3 protein-coding genes are annotated in these 18,518 nt (G+C 75.1%); 1 reads left to right on the top strand and 2 read right to left on the bottom strand.

The annotated features are described in order from the left end of the window. Positions 1–15: 15 nt before the first annotated feature. Together ACN28G_RS29225 and ACN28G_RS29220 are read right to left on the bottom strand one after the other, a co-directional pair. Positions 16–15,303, bottom strand: coding sequence for a MupA/Atu3671 family FMN-dependent luciferase-like monooxygenase (locus tag ACN28G_RS29225; protein ID WP_421480814.1), 15,288 nt, complete (start codon positions 15,301–15,303; stop codon positions 16–18). Between the two features lie 3 nt (positions 15,304–15,306). Next, positions 15,307–16,629, bottom strand: coding sequence for an MFS transporter (locus ACN28G_RS29220; protein WP_421480813.1), 1,323 nt, complete (start codon positions 16,627–16,629; stop codon positions 15,307–15,309). 340 nt (positions 16,630–16,969) lie between these two features. Here ACN28G_RS29220 and ACN28G_RS29215 point away from each other — a divergent pair, with 340 nt between their 5' ends. Then, on the top strand, positions 16,970–18,415 hold the full coding sequence (locus ACN28G_RS29215; protein ID WP_091433944.1) for a PepSY-associated TM helix domain-containing protein: 1,446 nt from the start codon (positions 16,970–16,972) through the stop codon (positions 18,413–18,415). Positions 18,416–18,518 lie beyond the last annotated feature (103 nt).

Below are 18,518 nucleotides of genomic sequence, written 5' to 3'. Positions count from 1 at the left end.
TCCGGCCGTCCCCGGTCAGTCCCCGGTGGCGACCGCCGACGTGCCGCCGGGCAGCAGGGCCGCGTCGGGTCCGGCCAGCGCCCGGCGCAGCAGGTGCTGGTAGCCGGCGATCCAGCCGGTGACCGTGTCGGCGTCGAAGAGCGCGGTCGCGTACTCCACTACCAGCGCCATCGCCCCGTCGGGCGCGGGCGTCACCTGCCAGAGCTGGTCGGCGCGGGCCCCGGCCAGCAGCACGTCCCTTGCCGGTGCCGGGTCCAGACCGGGCAGCCGCAGCACCGGCGGATCCAGGTCGAACATCGAGAAGTACACCCGGGGCGGGTTGCCGGCGAACCGCTCGCCGAGCGCCTCGGTCAACACCGGCAGCGGCACCGACTGCATCGCCAGGGTCTGCCAGGTCGCGGCGGTCGTCCGGTCGACCAGCTCGTCGAAGGCCGCCGCGCCGTCGACCGGCACGACCAGCCAGGGTACGTGCGCCAGGCCGCCGACCAGGTCGGCGAAGCGGGGATCCAGCCGGTTGGCCACCGGTACGGTGAGCGTGATGCTCGGCTGACCGGTCAGCTCGTGCAGGAACCCCGCGAAGGCGGCGGCGAAGACCACGAAGGGCGTCACCTTCCGGCGTACCGCGTAGTCGTTCGCGGCGGTGACCAGGTCGGCGGCGATCGTGGCGCGGACCGAGGTGCCGGCGCTGACCACCGTCGACGGGCGGGGCCGGTCGGTGGGCAGCCGGACCGGCGCGGCCTGTTCCCGGACCTGCTCGGCCCAGCCGCGTACCAGGTCACGGGTCTGCTCCTCGGCGAGGAAGCGCTGCTCCCATCGGCTGAAGTCGAGGAAGTCCGCGGCCAGCACCGGCAGGTCGGCGGGTGCTCCGGTGACCTCGGCGGTGTAGAGCGCGCCCAGGTCGCGCACCAGCACGTCGACCCCCCAGCCGTCGATGACCCCGTGGTGCACCGCCAGCACCAGCTCGTGCCGCTCCCCCGGGTCGGCGGAGCCGGTCGGGCCGGTCAGTCGTACCAGCAGGGCCCGGAAGCAGGGTTCCCGTTCCAGGGCGAACGGCTGGGCCGCCCAACCGGTGACCGTGTCGTCGAGCCGGTCCGGGGCCACCTCGACCACCGGCAGGTCCACCGGGCGGGTGGCAAGCACCTCCTGCCGGACCACACCGTCCTCGATCGCGTACCTGGTGCGCAGCACGGCCTGCCGGTCGGCCAGGGCGGTCAGCGCCCGCCGCAGCGCCGCCCGGTCGAGCCGTCCACGCAGCGCGAAGCGGGTCGCCACGGTGAGGGTCTGCGGCTCGTCGCTGCGGATCGTCAGCAGGACCTGCCGGGCCTGACCGAAGCTCGCCGGCGCGGTACGTACCACCTCGCCGACCGGCGCGGCCCGGTCGTCGCCCACCGACCCGCCCCCAGCCACGGCGGGATCAGCGGTGCCGGCCGGATCCGCGGTGCCGGCGGGGTCGGACAGGCCGGCGGGGCCGGCGGGGCCGGACAGGCCGGCAGGGCCGGCGGGGTCGGGCGGGGTGAGTCGGCGGGCCATCGCCCGGACCGTGGGGTCCCGGAGGAAGTCGAGGATCTCCACCGTCCGGCCCAGCTCGGTGGCGGTCCGGTTGAGCAGCCGCAACGCCGTCAGCGAGGTGCCACCCAGCTGGAAGAAGCTCGACTCGACACTGAGGTCGGTCAGGCCCAGCTCGGCCCGCCACAGCTCGTGCAGCCGCCGTTCCAGCTCGGTCGCCGGGGCCACCCGGGGGCCGGTCGCGACAAGGTCGCCGCGGTCCGGCTCGGGCAACCGGGCCCGGTCCAGTTTGCCGCTGTCCTGCAGGGGCAGCTCCGGCAGCAGCACGCAGACCGTGGGCACCAACTGTGCCGGCAGGCGTTCGGCGAGCGCCCGCAGGAGCCGGTCGGCGGTCACCTCCGGGTCGGCCGGCACCACGTAGCCGGCGAGGTACGCCTCGTCGCGCTCGTCGCGCCAGGCCCGGACGGCGGCCTGCCGGACCCCGTCGAGCTGCCGCAGGTGGTACTCGGCCTCGGCCGGCTCCACCCGTACCCCCCGGATCTGCACCTGGGCGTCGTTGCGGTGCAGGAACTCCAACCGCCCGTCCGGCCGCCAGCGGACCACGTCGCCGGTGGCGAAGAGCGGACCGTGCTCGGGATGCCGCCGGAACCGCCGGCCGGTCTCGGCCGGATCGTCCAGGTAACCCAGCCCCAGCTGGGCACCGCCGAGGTGCAGCTCACCCGCCGCGCCCACCGGCACCGGCCGGCCGTACCCGTCGAGCACCCGGACCCAGGTCCCCGGTACGGGTCGACCGATGGGCGGCACCGCGCCGTCGGCCGGCGTCAGCTGCGCCCAGGTGGACAGCACGGCCGCCTCGGTCGGGCCGTAGCCGTTGGTCACCCGGAAGGGCAGCTCCGCGCGGGCCTGCCGACGGAGCCGGTCCCCGCCGACCACCAGGTGCCGCAGCGCCGTCCCGGCCGGCCAGTCCAGGTCGATCAGCAGCTCCCCCATCGGGGTCGGCATCATCGCCACCGTCACCCGGGTCCCGACCAGCCAGTCGCGCAGCCGTACCGGGTCGAAACGCGCCTCCTCCGGCACCACGCAGAGCGTCGCGCCGACGGTCAGCGCCGGCCACACCTCGAGGCAGGTGGCGTCGAAGCCGGGGCTGCTGAACCAGCTCAGCCGGTCGGCGGCGGTGAGGCCGAGGTCCCGGACGTACCAGGCGACGGTGTTGGCAATCGCCCGGTGCGGGATCACGCAGCCCTTCGGCCGACCGGTCGAGCCGGAGGTGAACAGCACGTACGCGACATCCTCGGGGCTCAGCGCGGCCGTGGCCGCGCCTTGACGGCTCAGCGCGGCCGTGGCCGCGCCCTTGCTCAGCGGGATCGTTTCCGCGCCGCCGACGCGCGGTGGATCCCCGGCCCCGGGTGCCGCCGGGGCCAGTTGGTCGACCAGCACGGTGGGCACCGAAACCGGCAGCCTCGGCTGGGCGGTGTGCGAGACCACGGCGGCGACCCGGGCCGACGCCAGGATGGCGGTCGACCGGGCGGCCGGCTGGTCCGGCGGGAGCGGCACGTACCCGGCCCCGGTGGCCAGCACGCCGAGCATCGCCACCACGGCGTCGGCCCCGCGCGGCAGGTGCACCGCCACGAGCTGGCCGGGGCCGACCCCGGCCGCGCGCAGCGCCGCCGCCACCGCCTCGGCCCGTCGGCCCAGCTGCGGGCCGGTCAGCCGGCCGTGCTGGTCGAGCACCGTCGAGGTGTCCAGGGACAACCCCGCCAGCAGGGTACGGCCCGCGCCGGGAGCCGGCGGTCCGCCGTCCTGCCAGCGGTCGATCCGCTCCCGCTCGTCGTCGGTGAGCCGGGGCAGCTCGGCCACCGGCAGCTCCGGCTGGTCGGTGCCGGCCCGCAGCAGCACCGCCAACCGGTCCAGGATCCGCGTCACCGTGGGCCGGTCGAAGAGGTCCCGGGCGAAGTTGAGCTGACAGTCGACCCGCTCGGCCCGGCCGGTGAGGAACAGCGCGAGGTCGAAGGGGGCCCGGTCGACGGCCGCGTCCAGCAGCTCGGCGCGTACCCCGGGCAGGTCCAGCTCGAAGACCGCGCCGTTGTCGAACTCGACGACCACGTCGAACAGCGGGTGCCGGCCGGGCTCGGGCTGGCCACCCAGGGCGGCGACGATGCGCGGCAGCGGTGCGTCCTGGTGTTCCTGGGCGTCCAGCAGCACCGACCGGACCGTCCGCACCAGCTCGCCGAAGCCGGCCTCGGGTGCCACGTCGATGCGCAACGGCAGGGTGTTGACGTACATCCCGACGGCCTGCTCGGTGCCGGGCGGGCGGTGCGCCACCGGGGTGCCCACCAGCACCTCCCGTCGACCGACCAGGTCGCTCAGCAGTACGGCGAACCCGGCCAGCAGCACCATGAACGGGGTGACCCGGTGGGCTCGGGCGAACTGGCGTACCCGGCGGGTCAGGTCGGCGTCGAGTTCGGCGGCGGCCACCCCGCCGGCGCCGCTCGGCACGGCCGGGCGCGGCCGGTCGGTCGGCAGGTCCGGGCGGGTCGGCAAGCCGGCGAGCGCCCCGGTCCAGTACGCCAGGTGCCCACGCAGCGTCTCCTCGTCGGGCTCGGCGGCCACCGCCGGCCAGGGCGGTGCCGGCGGCAACTGGGCCGGCCGACGCTCCAGCGCCGCCCGGTAGCCGGCGGCGATCTCGCGGCTGACCAGTTGCGCCGAGACGGTGTCGATGACCAGGTGATGCATCCGCAGGACCAACAGGTGCCGGTCGGCGGCGAGCCGGACCAGCCGGGGGGCGAACAGTGGCCCGGCGGCCAGGTCGAACCGGTGCGCGTTCTCCTGCCGCAGCACCGCGGCCACCGCTCCGGCGTCGGCGGAGTCGACGGCACCCGCCTCGTCGCCGCTGGCGTCGGCCTGTTCCACCGGCAGGTCGAGCCGGCCGGGTGGCAGGGCCAGTTGGCGCGGCTCGCCGTCGACCTCACGCACGACCGAACGCAACGCCGGATGCCGGTGGACCACCGACTCCAGGGCGGTCCGCAGCGCGTCGACGTCGAGTTCGCCGGTGAGGCGGACCATCTTCGTCTCGGTGTACGTCGGCCGGCCCGGCAGCATCCGCTCGACGAACCAGACCTCGCGCTGCGCCACCGACAACGGCGCGACCTGCGCCGACGAGCCGGCATCCACCAGCGCGGCCGGCGACGACGGTACGGCCTGGGACGACAGCGCGGCCTGGGACGACGGTACAGCCTGGGACGACAGCGCGGCCTGCGACGACGGTACGGCCGGCGGCGGGCCGGTGGGGTGGCCGACCAGTGCGCCGAGTTGTTCGATGCCGGGCAGGCCGGCCAGCATCCGGTCCGGCGGCAGCCCGAAGTCGACGAAGCAGCCGATCTCGTCGACCCCGAGCTCGGCGACCCGGGCCACGATGGACGCACAGTCCGCCGGGCTGCCGATCAGGGCCCGGTCGGTGGTGTAGCGACGGTAGGCCCGACGGAGCAGGAACGCCACATCCTCCTCGGCGGTGTTCGCCAGGTCGATGGTCACCCCGAGGCTGTTGGTCACCTGGCCGAACAGGGCCAACGACGACCGCAGGTAGTCGCAGAACGGCCCGAAGGCCTCGTCGCGTACCCGCTTGGTGTCGTCACCGAGGTAGGTGTGCAGCAGCAACACGACCCGCCCGGCCGCCGGGTCGAGGCCGTGCTCGGCCCGCGCCGCCCGGTAGCGGGCGATGTTCTCACCCAACTGCTCCACGCTCTGCGACATCAGGTTGGTGATGATCCCCAGGTCGGCCTCGGCGGCCCGCCGGTAGCTGTCCGGGTTGCCCACCACGGCGGCGAACATCGGCGGCATCGGCTGCACCGGCCGGGGGAAGAGCCGGACCTCGACCGGCTCACCGTTGCCGGCGGTACGGGTGAGCGCCCCGCCCTGCCAGAGGGTGCGGATCTGTCCGACCGCCTCGTACATCGCCTCCCGGTGCCGGCCGTACACCTGCGGAGCGAGCACGAAGTCCCGGGCGTGCCAGCCGGAGGCGCAGCCGATCCCGACCCGCCCACCGGAGAGGTTGTCCACCACCGCCCACTCCTCGGCGACCCGGATCGGGTCGTGCAGCGGCAGCACCGCGCAGCCGGCGTGGACGCGTACCCGCTCGGTCCGGGCCGCGACCGCGGCGGCCAGCACGGACGGGTTGGGGAAGATCCCACCGAACGAGTCGAAGTGCCGTTCCGGCAGCCACACCGCGTGCAGGCCGTGCCGGTCGGCGAAGGTGGCCGCCGCCAGCACCGCCGCGTACCGGTCCTCGACCCGCTGCTGCGGGTAGTCGCCGAAGAAGTACAGACTGAGATCCGGTACGCCCGCCGGCCGCCCCTTGCCCGCCGCTGCCTGGACAGCCAGCGCTGATCCCACAGCCGGCGCTGATTGCACAGCCGGCGCTGATTGCACAGCCGGCGCTGAGGCCACCGCCGGGGCGGGTTCGGCCACGGTGGGGCGGGCGGGGGCCGGCCGGTGCGGCGCGGGGGCCGGCGGTGGTGCCTGGCCGCCGGGGAAGAAACCGCCCCGGCGCAGGTCGTACAGCGACTCCCGGACCGCGTCGACCACCGTGTCCACGTCGGCGTCGGTGTGCGCGTCGGAGAGGAAGAAGTTCCGCCACTCCCAGACGTGTACGCCGGCCAGCAGCAGGTGGTTGAAGAGCAGGTTCAGGTCGGTCGGGGAGGCGAGGCGGAACAGCGAGCCGAAGTGGTGCACCCGGACCGGGAAGTCCTCCGCGACGCAGAACGCGTTGACGGTGTCGGCGAGCCGGGTGGTGGCCCGGTTCAGCCCCTCCTGCAGGGCCGGCCCACGGCGGCGCAGCTCGGTCAGCACCGCGCGGGCGGCGACCATCGAGACCGGATGCTGGATGTAGGTGCCGCCGAAGAAGGTGGTGTCCTGCGGCGGGACGCTGTCGTCGCCGTACCGCCAGAAGCCGCCGTCGACCCAGTCCATGATGTCGGCCCGGCCGGCGACCGCCCCCACCGGGAAGCCACCCCCGATCACCTTGCCGTACGTGGCCAGGTCGGCGCGGACCCCGAAGACCCCCTGCGCGCCCTGCGGGTGCGGGCGGAAACCGGTGAGCATCTCGTCGAAGAGCAGCACCATCCCGTACGTGTCGCAGAGCCGGCGCAGCTCGTGCAGGAACTCGCCGGGCTGGCGGTCGGGGTGCCGGCTCTGCACCGGTTCCACCACCACGGCGGCGATCCGGTCGGCGTGCTCCCGGATGACCTCCAGGCTCTGCGCCGCGCCGTACGGCAGCACCCGGACGTCGGCCACGGCCGAGGCGGGCACCCCGGCGGAGACCGGTCTGGTGCGCCAACTCCCGCCCTCCTGCACACCCCGGCCCAGCACCGGGTCGAAGTGCCCGTGGTACGCCCCGTCGAAGGTGACGACGAGGTCCCGCCCGGTGTACGCGCGGGCCAGCCGGAAGGCCGCCGAGTTGGCCTCGGTGCCGGTGGTGGCGAAGGCGGCCCGGTCCATCCCGGTCAGCTCGCAGAGCAGCCGGGCGGCGTCCCCGGCCTCCTCGCCCCGCGGGCCGAGCCGGAGCCCGTCGGCGAGGTGGGTGGCGATGGCGCTGGTGAGGAACTCCGGCTCGTGGCCGAAGAGCAGCGCCCCGAAGCCCATCGTGATGTCGACGTAGCTGTTGCCGTCGACGTCCTCCAGGTGGGCGCCCCGGGCCCGGCGGGCGGTCAGCGGGTAGAGCATCTCCTTGGTCGCCCGACGGAAACCGACCACCGCCCGGCTGTCGGCCAGCCAGGGCCGGTGGTGTTGGGCGAGTTCCTTGGAGCGTCGGGTGCGTTCGACGTACCGCCGGACCAGGTCGTCGAAGTGGGCCCGCTGGCGTTCGTCCAACCGGCCGCTGCCGGCTCCACCGCTGACCCGCAGCGGCCGGGGGCCGAGCTGCGCCGGCCCCGCGCCGTTCCCCGCCACCGGATCCCCGGCCGCCCCCGGTTCCCCGGCCGGCGGCGCGGACGCGGCCGACCGCGGCGCGGGGCCCGACGACGGTACGGCGGTCGAAGGCGTGGCGGGCGCGGGCATGACGGACGCGGGCATGACGGGCGCGGGCATGACGGGCGCGGGCGCGGCGGGCGCGGGCGCGGCGGGCGCGGGCGCGGCGGGCGCGGACGTGGCAGGCGCGGGCGCGGGAAGGGCCGGCGCGGGGCCGGGTGCCGGGACCGGTGGCACGCCCGGTTCCGGGCTGGCGGAGAGCGCGGCGAGCTGGTGGGTCATCAGGTCGGCGAACCGGCCCATCAGGTCGAGCTGGGCGCGGATCAACTCGGCGGCCGGTGTTACCGCCGCTCCACTCACCGTGGCCGGCGCGGCGGGCGGACCGGCGACGGGCGGACCGGCGACGGGCGGACCGGCGACGGACGGACCGGCGACGGGCGGCGGGCCTACGGCGGGCGGACCGGCGACGGACGGACCGGCGACGGACGGACCGGCGACGGGCGGCGGGCCTACGGCGGGCGGACCGGCGGGTGCGACAGACGGCAGACCGGTGAAGGTCTGGTCCGGCGGCCCGGCCGGGTGCGGGCGCGTCCCGTTGCCGTTGCCCGCCACGGCGGCCGGTTCGAACGGCACACTGGGCGCGACGGCCGCCGTCGACGGGACCGTCCCCGCCGACGGGACCGTCCCCGCTGATGGGGCGGCGGCAGCGATCACGCCGTCCGGCGTCGCGGCGGCAGCGATCACGTCGTCCGGGGTCGCCTCGTCCCGGGTCAGGGCGGCCAGCCGCTCGGGCGTCATCCGCTCCAGCACCGCCTGACTGAGCCGCTGCGGAGTGTCGAGGTCCTCGAAGAGTTCCCGCATCGTCACCCGGATCCGGTACGTCGCCTCCAGGTCACGCAGCAGGTTGATCATCAGCAGCGAGTCGGCGCCGAGATCGAAGAAGGCGGCGTCGGCGGCGATGCGGTCCGGGTCCTCGTCGAGGTGCCGGGCGGTGAGTTCGCGGACCTGGCGCAGCACGATGTCGGCGGCGGGGTTCGCCGGGACGGCCGGGGACATCCTGGGCGTACCTCCTGCTTCGGGGGTGAGCGGTGCTTCGGGGGTGTGCGGTGCTTCGGGGGTGAGCGGTGGCGGGGGCGTCGGGGCGGCCCAGTGCCGGGTGAGCTGGAACGGGTAGGTGGGCAGCGGGATCCGGCGGCCGGTCGGTGCGAGGGCGGCCCAGTCCACCGGCACGCCCCGGGCGTAGAGGGTGGCCAGGGCCGTCAGCACCGACCCGGCCCGGTCGCGGCCGCGCTGGACCGGGATCCAGCTGGTGTCCGGCCACTGCCGCCCCAGGGGGGTCAGGGTGGCGTCCGGTCCGATCTCGACGAAGGTCGTGCAGCCGTCGGCGACGAGCCCCTCGACCCCGGCGTGGTAGTCGGCCGGCTGCCGGGTCTGCCGGCGGACGTGCTCGGCGTCGAGCCGGGTCCCCGGCGCGAGGCGTACCCCGGAGAGGCTGCTGACCAGCGAGGTGCCCAACGGTTGCCAGTCGAGCGTCGCGGCCTGCGCGCCGAGTTCGGCCAGCACCGGTTCCATCAGCGCACTGTGGAAGGCCCGGCGTACCGCCAGCGGACGGTGGTCGAGGTCGGCGGCCCGCAGCAGCTCACCGGCGCGGGCGACGACCTCCGGGGTGCCGGAGAGCACGTACCGGCGCGGCCCGTTGCGCACGGTCAGCTCCGCCCCCGGCACCCGCGCCAGCACCGGAGCCAGTTGCGCGGCGTCGGCGAGCACCGCCAGGGCCGCCCCCTCGGGGGTACGACTCTGCATGAGCTGCCCGCGTACCGCCGCCAGGTGCAGCCCGTCGGCGACCGGGAGCGCACCGGCCAGGCAGAGCGCCGCGTACTCACCGGCGCTGTGGCCGATGAGCACGTCCGGCCGCACCCCCACCGACTCCAGCAGCCGGCCGAAGGCGACCTGCACCGCGTAGAGCGCCGGCTGGACGGTGGCGGTGGTCCACTCGTGCGGCTCGCCGCGCAGTGCGGCGAGCAGGTCGACGCCCCACGTCCGCTGGTACCACCCCGCGCACTGCTCCAGCACCTCGCGCGCCGGCTCGTGTGCCAACAGGCCGGCGGCGGCGCCGGTCAGGTCGCTGCCCTGTCCGGAGCAGGCGAAGACGACCGGCCCGGGGCCACCAGCCGGCACGCTCCCGGCCACCAGCCCGGCCCCGGCGGGGGTCGAGGTCGCCCGCCGGAGTACGTCAGCCACCCCGGCCGGCGAGTCCGACCAGGCCACCAGCCGGTGGCGCAACGCCCGCCGGCCCGCGCCGAGGGTGACCAGTACGTCGTCGGGCCGGGGCGCGTCCGCCGAGGCCAGCCGGTCGGCGAACCGCTCGGCCAGCTGGCGCAGCGCGGTCGGATGCTGGGCGGAGAGTGGCACCACGACCGGCCCGGCCGGTGGACTCCGCCGGGCCGCCACGGGTGCCGGTGGCTCCTCGACCACGACGTGGGCGTTGGTCCCGCCGACGCCGAGCGACGAGACACCGGCCCGCCGGGGACCGGGACCGGTCCAGTCCCGTACCTCGGTCGGCAGCTCGAACGGCCCCTCGTCGAGCCGCAGCTCGGCGTTGGGTCGGCGCAGGCCGGCGACCGGGGGGACCTTCCCGTCCCGGACCACCATGATCGCCTTGATCAGGCCGGCCATTCCGGCGCAGGTGTCGAGGTGGCCGATGTTCGCCTTGACCGCGCCGAGCGGCAGCGGCCGTCCGCGCCCACCGAAGACGGTACGCAGCGCCTCCACCTCGATCGGGTCGCCGATCCGGGTGCCGGTGCCGTGCGTCTCGACGTACCCGATCGAGTCGGCGTCGACCCGGGCCTGGGCCAGGGCGGCCCGGATGACCTCGGCGTGCCCGGTGACGCTGGGAGCGGTGTAGCCGGTCTTCGTGGCACCGTCGTTGTTGACCGCCGAGCCGATGATCACGCCGTACACGGTGTCGCCGTCGGCGAGCGCGTCGTCGAGGCGTTTGAGCAGCACCGCCGCGACCCCGTTGCCGCCGACGGTGCCGTCCGCCGCCGCGTCGAACGCCCGGCAGGCTCCGGCGCGAGACAGGATCGACCCTTCCTCGTACCGGTAGCCGGCCGCCTGCGGCACGTGCACCGCAGCCGCCCCGGCCAGCGCCAGGTCGGTCTCCCCGGCCAGCAGCGCCCGCACCGCCAGGTGCACCGCGACCAGCGAGGTCGAGCAGGCGGTCTGCACGCTGATCGCCGGCCCGGTCAACCCGAGCCGGTACGCGACCCGGGTGGCCAGGAAGTCGGGCTGGTTGCCGATGGTCACCTGCAGGGCCGCCACCTGGTCGGCGGGGTCCGCCCCGGCGAACCGGTCCAGCAGGTAGTTCCGCAGCGAGTAGAGGTGCATGCCGGCACCGGCGTACACCCCCACCCGCCGGTCGGTGCCGGCCTGTCCGCCGTCCTCCAGGGCCTCCAGACAGACCTGGAGGAAGAGCCGCTGCTGCGGGTCGACAAGCGCCGCCTCCCGGGCGCTGATGCCGAACAACTCGGCGTCGAAGCCCTCGATGTCCGCGAGCGCGCCGCTCACCGGTACGAACGCCGGATCGTCCACCAGTGCCGGTGGCAGTCCGGCGGCGAGCAGCTCGGCGCGGCTGAACCGGCGTACGTCGACCCGGCCGGCGAGCAGGTTCTGCCAGTACCGCTCGACGGTGTCCGCGCCGGGCAGCCGGGCGGCCAGGCCGATCACCGCGATCCGCTGCTCACCCGGCCTGTCGGCGGACCCGGTTGCCGCCAGCTCCCCACCCGACGGGGTGAACCGTTCAGCCAGGTGCCGGGCGAGGGCGGCGGGGGTGCCGTGGGTGAAGAGGGTGGTCTGCGGGAACTGCCTACCGAGTGACTGCTGCAGCAGGGTGTGCAGCCGCAGCAGGCGCACCGAGTCCAGGCCGGCGTCGTGGAAGGCGGTGTGCTCGTCCACCCCGCCGGGCACCGTCTGGCGCAGCGCCTGCCGTACCGCGTTGGCGACCCCGACCGGGTCGGGGCCGGCCGTCGCCGAGCCGCCCGGAGCCGGCGCGGTGCTGGCCGGGGTGGCATCGTCGACGGCGTCCGGCATGGATCCGACCGGGTCGGCCACCACCGGCACCGGGACACCGAAGACGTCCGTGGGCACACCGCTGCCGGCGGCAGCGCCAGGCACCCCGCTGCCGGCGGCAGCGCCGGACGTCCCGCTGCCGGCGGCAGCGCCGGAGCCGGCGGTGGCCCGGACGCCCTCCAGCGCCCACACCGGGCGCACCAGGTGTCGTACCCGGGTGGCGTTGGTGTCGAAGCCGACCAGCAGGTGGCCGGCGGGTTGGTGCAGCGCCAGCCGGGTCAACGCCTGTCCCTGCGGTACCGAGAAGCTGAGCATGTGCCGCCGGGTGGCCGCCTCCACGCCACCCTGCTCGCTCAGTCCCACCCCGCGCCACATCCCGTAGCTGAGGCAGTGGGCGTCGCCGAGCTGTGCGCAGAGAGCTTCGAGGAAGCGGTTGCCGGCCGCGTAACCGCCCGCACCGACCACCGGGGTCAGCGACAGCAGGGAGGAGAAGGCCACCAGGTGGCTGCCCGGTCGACGCCGGAGCAGCCGGGCCACCTCGATCGAGCCGGCCACCTTAGGGTCGGTCTCCGGACGCCACTGTCCGGCACGTGGCGCGGAAAGCGGCACGGTCCGGTACCGGCCGGCGAGGTGCAGCGCGCCGTCCAGCGGTGCTCCCCAGGCGCGTTCGGCCTCGACGACCGCGGCCTCCAACGCCGTGCCGTCGGTGACGTCCACCCGGGCGTAGCGGACCCGGTCGGGGCCGGCGGCGGCCAGCTCGGCGAGGGCCGGACCGGGTTCGCTCCGTCCGACGACCAGCACCCGCAGGTCCAGCTCGGCGCGCAGGTCACCGAGGATCACCCGGCCCACCCCGCCGAGCCCGCCGGTGACCAGCCACCGTGAGCCGGGCCGGAGCACGGCCGGCCCCTTTGCCGGCTCGACCCGTTCGACCGCGCGGACCAGGGGTCGGCCGCGCCAGGCGACCAGTGGTTCCCGGTGCGCCCAGCCGCAGGCCGCGACGACGGTGGCCGCGTCCCCGGCGACCTCGTCGCCGGGCAGGTCCAGATGCCAGGCGCGGACCCCCGGCTGCTCGACCCCGAGGGTCTCGCCCAGGGCGGCGGTCAACGCGGCGGGCGGGCAACCCGCCTCGTCGCCCCGGATCCGGTACAGGCCCCGGCTCAGGGTGAGCAGGGTGCCCGTCCAGTCGAGGGCGGCCAGGGCACGCAGCAGGCCGAGCGGACCGGTGCCGCACACCTCGACGGCGCGCCGGGTGGCGTCGGTGTCGTCGAGGTCGGGCGTGGGCAGGTAACTGGCCGCGAACACGACAAGTCCCGGGGTACGCCCGCCCGCCGCCAACGACCGCAGCAGCTCCACCCACCGATCCGGATCGTCGTACGGGCGGCCGGCCCGATCCGGATCGTCGTACGGGCGGCCGGTGGGGTCCACGAGTACGGCGTCGGGCAGGTCCCGGCCGAGGCAGGCGGCCAGCCCCAGGGTGTCGGCGACCACGAGCACCGGCCCGGCCGGCGGGGTGGCACGGGTGAACCGGCGGGCTGTCCACACCGGCCGGTAGACGCAGTCGGCGACCGTGGTGGGGGCGGCGTCGAGCAGGTCGACCCGGCGCGACGCCGGCTCGTAGCCGCCGGCCAGCAGCCGGTTACGCATGCTGGTCCGCTGGATCTTGCCGCTGGTGGTCTTCTCGAACTGCTCCGGCGGCACGCAGACCAGGTGGGCCGAGCCGACCTGCAGCCGTTGCGCCAGCCGCTGCCGGATCCGGGTCAGCAGCTCCGCATCCAGCGCCTCCTGCGCGCAGAAGAGCACCACGATGCGTTCGATGCCGTCGGGTCCCGGGGCCCCGAACGCCGCCACCTGGGTAGGTGCCACCCCCGGCACCGCCCCGACCAGGTCCTCGATCTCGTGGCAGAAGTAGTGCACCCCGTTGACGATGATCACCTCCTTGCCCCGGCCGGTGATGGTGAGCCGGCCGTCGTGGAGGTACGCGAGGTCACCGGTGTCGAACCACGGTCCGTCCGGGAAGGCCGCCCGGTTCGCCTCGTCATGGTTGAGGTAGCCGGGGGTGACCCGCTCGGACCGGACCTGCAACCGGCCGATCCGCAGCTCCGGCAGGGCGGTCCGGCCGTCCGGCGCGGTGACCCGGAACCGGGTGCCCGGCGCCGGTGGGCCCATGCTGAGGAAGGTGGTCGTCCCCGGGGCACTGGCCGGCGCCAGCCGGACCCGGCTGCCGTCGGCGTGCAGCTCGGCGTGCTGCACCGCGTCCGGGCCGAAGGTCTGGTAGCTGATCGCGGTGCAGGTCTCGGCCATCCCCCAGGCCAGCACCAACGCGTCCGGGGCGAGCCCGCTGTCGGCCGTGGCCGCCAGGAAGCCGCGCATCACCGGCTCGGTGCACTGCTCGCCCGCGTTGATCAGGGTACGCACCCCGCTGAGGTCCCACCGCCGGTCCGGCTGCGCCCGCAACGCCTCGGTGACCAGCTTGAAGCCGAAGTTCGGCGACCAGCTGTGCCGCACCCGGTACCGCTGCATCAGGTCCAGCCAGAGTGGCGGGTCGGTGAGCACCAGCGCCGTGCCGACGTGCACGTTGTCGCAGCCCAGCACGACCGGACCGAGGTGCATCATCACCAGGCCGGCCACATGGTCCAGCGGCAGCCAGTTGAGCATGACGTCGTCGGGGCGTACCCGGGCGACCTGGCAGGCGTCCCGGGCGTACCGCACGATGCCCCGGTGGGTAAGCGGGATCACCTTGGACGCGCTGGTGCTGCCGGAGGAGAGTTGCAGCATCGCCACGTCGTCCGGGGTGGGCCGGGGCAGCTCCCCGGCCGGCTCGTGGGCCCGGCAGTCGGCCAGGTCGAGCACCCGCAGGCCGCCCCACCCGGCCCGGTCGGCGTAGGTCCCCAGCTGTGCGGTGACGGTGCCGCTGGTGAGCACGACCGGGTGGTCCAGGCTCCGCCAGGCGTGCTGCAGCTTGTCGAGGGTGGCGTTGCGGGCCTGGTACCCGGGGGCCTGCGCGACGGCCACCGGCCGCAGCCCACCCAGCAGGCAGGCCCAGAGCGCGACGAAGTGGTCGGCCAGCGACGGCAGATGCAGGATCACCGGGTCGCCGGTGGTCAGCCCGGCCGCCCGCAGCCCGGTCAGCGTCCGCAGCGCGGCGTCGAGCAGCTCCGGGTAGCGCAGGGTCCGGGTGCCGTCGGCCTCGACCAGCCGCAGCCCCCGGTCGGGCCGGTCCCGGGCGGCCCGCCGCAACGCCTCCGGCAGCGTCGCCGGAAGGTCACCACCGACCTCGGGTACGCCCCCGACCGCCTCGGCCAGCGGCGCATCCGACTCAACCGCCGACACCCCAGCCTCGGTCGGCGTACCCGGATCCTTCGGGGTGTCGCCGGATGCTGCGGCCGGCGCGACCAGGTCCGATCCCCAGCGCGGCGGCAGCTCCAGCACGTCGGCCAGGTGGATCCGGTCCGGTTTCCGGTCGGGCCGGCGGACCAGGGTGCCGCCGGCGGTCGTGGCGACCGGCACCGCCCGCAGCGCCGCCGGGTCCGCCACGCCGTCGGCGTCGCGCGGGATGCCCGACACCACGGCGACCGGTACCGGCCCACCGGAGTCACCCGTCGCCGCCACCGCCGCCTGCGCCGCCCGCCGGGCCTGCGCCGGGGTGCCGGTGGGGGCGGGGACGACGTACGCCACCCGGTACCGGACGCCGTCGAAGCCGGTACGGTCGACCACCGCCACGTCGATCAGCTCGGTACGTCGGGCCAACGCCTCGGACAGCTCGTCCACCGGTCACCTCCTGCTCTGCTGTGGCCGCACGGCCGGGTCCGGTTGTTCGGCGGCGGGTCCCGCCCCACGTCGGCCGACCGTGACGCCCACGGCCACGACGACGGCCAGCAGCACGACGGCGCCGTGCATGACGCCGGCCACCTGGATCGGCCGCCACACCTCCAGCAGTGCGGCGGCCAGCAGCATGCCCAGCCCCAGGCCACCGTTCTCGGCCATCGCGGTGAGCCCGAAGAAGTAGCCCCGACGCGGATCGGGTTCCGCCTGCACCCGGGTGGTGTAGGTGATCTCGGTGAAGCCGTCGGCCAGGCCGGCGATCAGGGCCACCACCAGGACCCACGGCTGCCCGATGCCGGCGAAGGCCGCCACGAAGGCCGCCGACATCAGGCAGGTACCGACGATGAAGGCCAGTTCGCTGCGGTGCGGATCGTCGAGACCGCTGGTACGCCGCCGGATCCCCTTGATCACCTGGTGCGCGGCGAACAGCCCCACCGCCCAGACCGCGAAGAAGTTGCCGACGAAGCCGGCCGGGTCGGCGGGCTGGATCTGGGTGGCGTAGACCGGCATGCCGACGTTGTGCGAGGCGGACCCTAACGCGTCGACCGCCCGGACGGCGAGGATGACCGACACCGTCGGCGCGGCGGCCAGCACCCCGACGACCACCTGCCCGCGCCACCGCCGGCCGGTTCCGCCGTCGGCCTTGCCGGTCGGCGGGGACGTACCCTCCACGATGGAGCTGCGGCGACGGGGAAACCGCAGCGGCAGGACGCCCAGCATCGTCGCCGAGAAGGCGAAGGCGCCGGCGGTGACCAGGAAGACCGGCCCGTAACCGAGCCAGCCGACCAGCAGTCCACCGGCGGCGAACCCCAACGCCGTCGCCACCGCCCGGCCGGTCACCAGCAGCCCGTTGGCCTCGATCCGGTGCTCGTCACCCACCAGGTCCGGCACACTGCTGCGCAGCAGCACCGAACTCGTGGTGCTGAGCAGCCCGGTCAGCACGGCCACCACCGGCAGCAGACCGATCCGGGTCTGCTGCCCGGCGAGCGCCAACACCAGCAGCGTGGTCGCCTGACCCAGGTCACACAGGACCAGCACCGGGCGGCGGGGCAGCCGGACCGTCACCAGCCCGCCGACCAGACCCGCGACGACGCCGGCACCGAGGCGCAGGGCCATGAAGACCCCGGTCTGCCACGCGCTGCCGGTCGCCTGGTAGACGAAGAGGTTCAGCGCCACCATGTTCAGGTAGCTGCCGAAGGTCGCGGCCGAGGTGCCGACGACCAGCGCCCGGAAGAGGGCCAGCTGTCGGGACCCGGCGGCACCCCGGGTCACTCCGGTTCCCCCACCCGCCGGTTCGTAGTTGCGGTCACCAACGCCAAGCGGAGGACTCTCCCCACCGATTCACCTCAATGTACGCACGCGTCGTCTGATCGTCGCCGGTAAATGTCAGGGCCTCGCCAGTCTGCCCGACACCGCCCGGCATCGCCAGGGCAGAACCGGGGCCTGCCGCCAGAGAGCCGGCCTGAGCTGCGTCGATGTCTGGCGGTTTCCCGTTGTGGCGGCACCGGGACGGGAACTTGTCCGGGACCGTGCCCGACTACTCGACCGGGAGACGGTGCCCGCAGCTGGACACCGCCACCTGCGCAGCACCGCCTTCCGATCGGAGTAGTCCATGTCCGTGACCGAACTGGTCGATCCCACCCCGAACCCGCCCGCCAACGGCGACCCCGCCCGCCCGGTACGCCGGCCCGCGCCGTGGGCGGCCCTGCTGGTCCGGTTGCACTTCTACGCCGGGGTGCTGGTCGCTCCGTTCCTGGTGGTCGCCGCGCTGACCGGGCTGGCCTACACGGTCAGCCCCCAGGTGGACCGGATCCTCTACGGCGACCAGCTCACCGTCGCCGCCGTCGGTGAGCAGCCGAAGCCGCTGGCCGAGCAGGTCGCCGCCGCCCGCGCCGCGCACCCCGACGGCACCATCGCCACCGTGGCGATCGGCACCGACGAGCAGACCACCAGGGTCACGTTCTCCCAACCCGACCTGACCGACGACCGGCAGCACACCGTCTACGTCGACCCGTACACCGGCGAGGTGAAGGGGCAGCTGACCACCTGGTTCGGGTACACCCCGGCCAGCACCTGGCTGGACGACCTGCACCGCAACCTGCAGCTGGGCGAGTTCGGCAGGCACTACTCCGAGATCGCGGCCAGCTGGCTGTGGGTCCTCGCCCTCGGCGGCGTGGTCCTGTGGTGGCGTCGCCGCGCCACCTCCCGTACCCGGATGAAGCACCTGCTCGTGCCGGACCTCTCCGCCGGCAAGGGGGTCCGACGGACCCGGGGTTGGCACGCCACCACGGGCGTCTGGCTCGCCGTCGGGCTGCTCTTCCTGTCGGTCACCGGCCTGACCTGGTCCCGCTTCGCCGGGGCGAACTTCAGCGCCGGGTTGGACGCGCTGTCGGCCAGCCGCCCGGCCGTCGCCACCGGACTCGACGGCGTCCCGCCGGCCGCCGGGGGCGGGGAACACCAGGGGCACGGCGGTCCGGCCCCGACGACGGCGGCGGAGCCGGCCAGCTACGAACGGGTCCTCGCGGTCGCCCGGGACACCGGTCTGAACGGTCCGGTGGAGATCACCCCGGCCGAGGAGTCCGGCAGCGCGTGGGTGGTCAACCAGAACGACAACACCTGGCCGGTCAGGCTGGACCGGATCGCCGTCGACCCGGCCACCGGCACCGTGGTCGACCGCAGCGACTTCGCCGACTGGCCGCTACTGGCCCAGCTCAGCAGCCTCGGCATCCAGGCGCACATGGGTCAGCTGTTCGGCCCGGTCAACCAGGTGCTGTTGGCCGCGCTCGCCATCGGTCTGCTCTGCGTGATCGTCTGGGGCTACCGCATGTGGTGGCAGCGCCGGCCCACCCGGTCCGACCGCCGTGCCGCGCTCGGCACCCCGCCCGCCCGGGGTGGCGTACGGGATCTGCCGTGGTGGGCGCTGCTGGTCGGCGTACCGGTGGTGGCGGCGCTCGGGTGGGCGTTGCCCTGGTTCGGCGTCACCCTGCTGGGCTTCCTCGTCGTCGACGTGGTCCTCGGTCTGCTCGCCCGCCGACGCCACCGCCACGCCCCCGCGTAAGGAAGGGCCCCTTGTTAACGCTTTCGGTAGAGCGGGTCACCCCGCTCACCGTCGGCCGTTAAGAAGGGGCCCTTCCTTACCTCCCTCACCCTCGGCCGGTCTG

Origin of the sequence: Micromonospora sp. WMMA1923, assembly GCF_049179195.1 — a bacterium.
Taxonomy (GTDB): Bacteria; Actinomycetota; Actinomycetes; order Mycobacteriales; family Micromonosporaceae; genus Micromonospora; species Micromonospora yangpuensis.
This window is presented reverse-complemented; position numbering and strand designations above follow the sequence as displayed.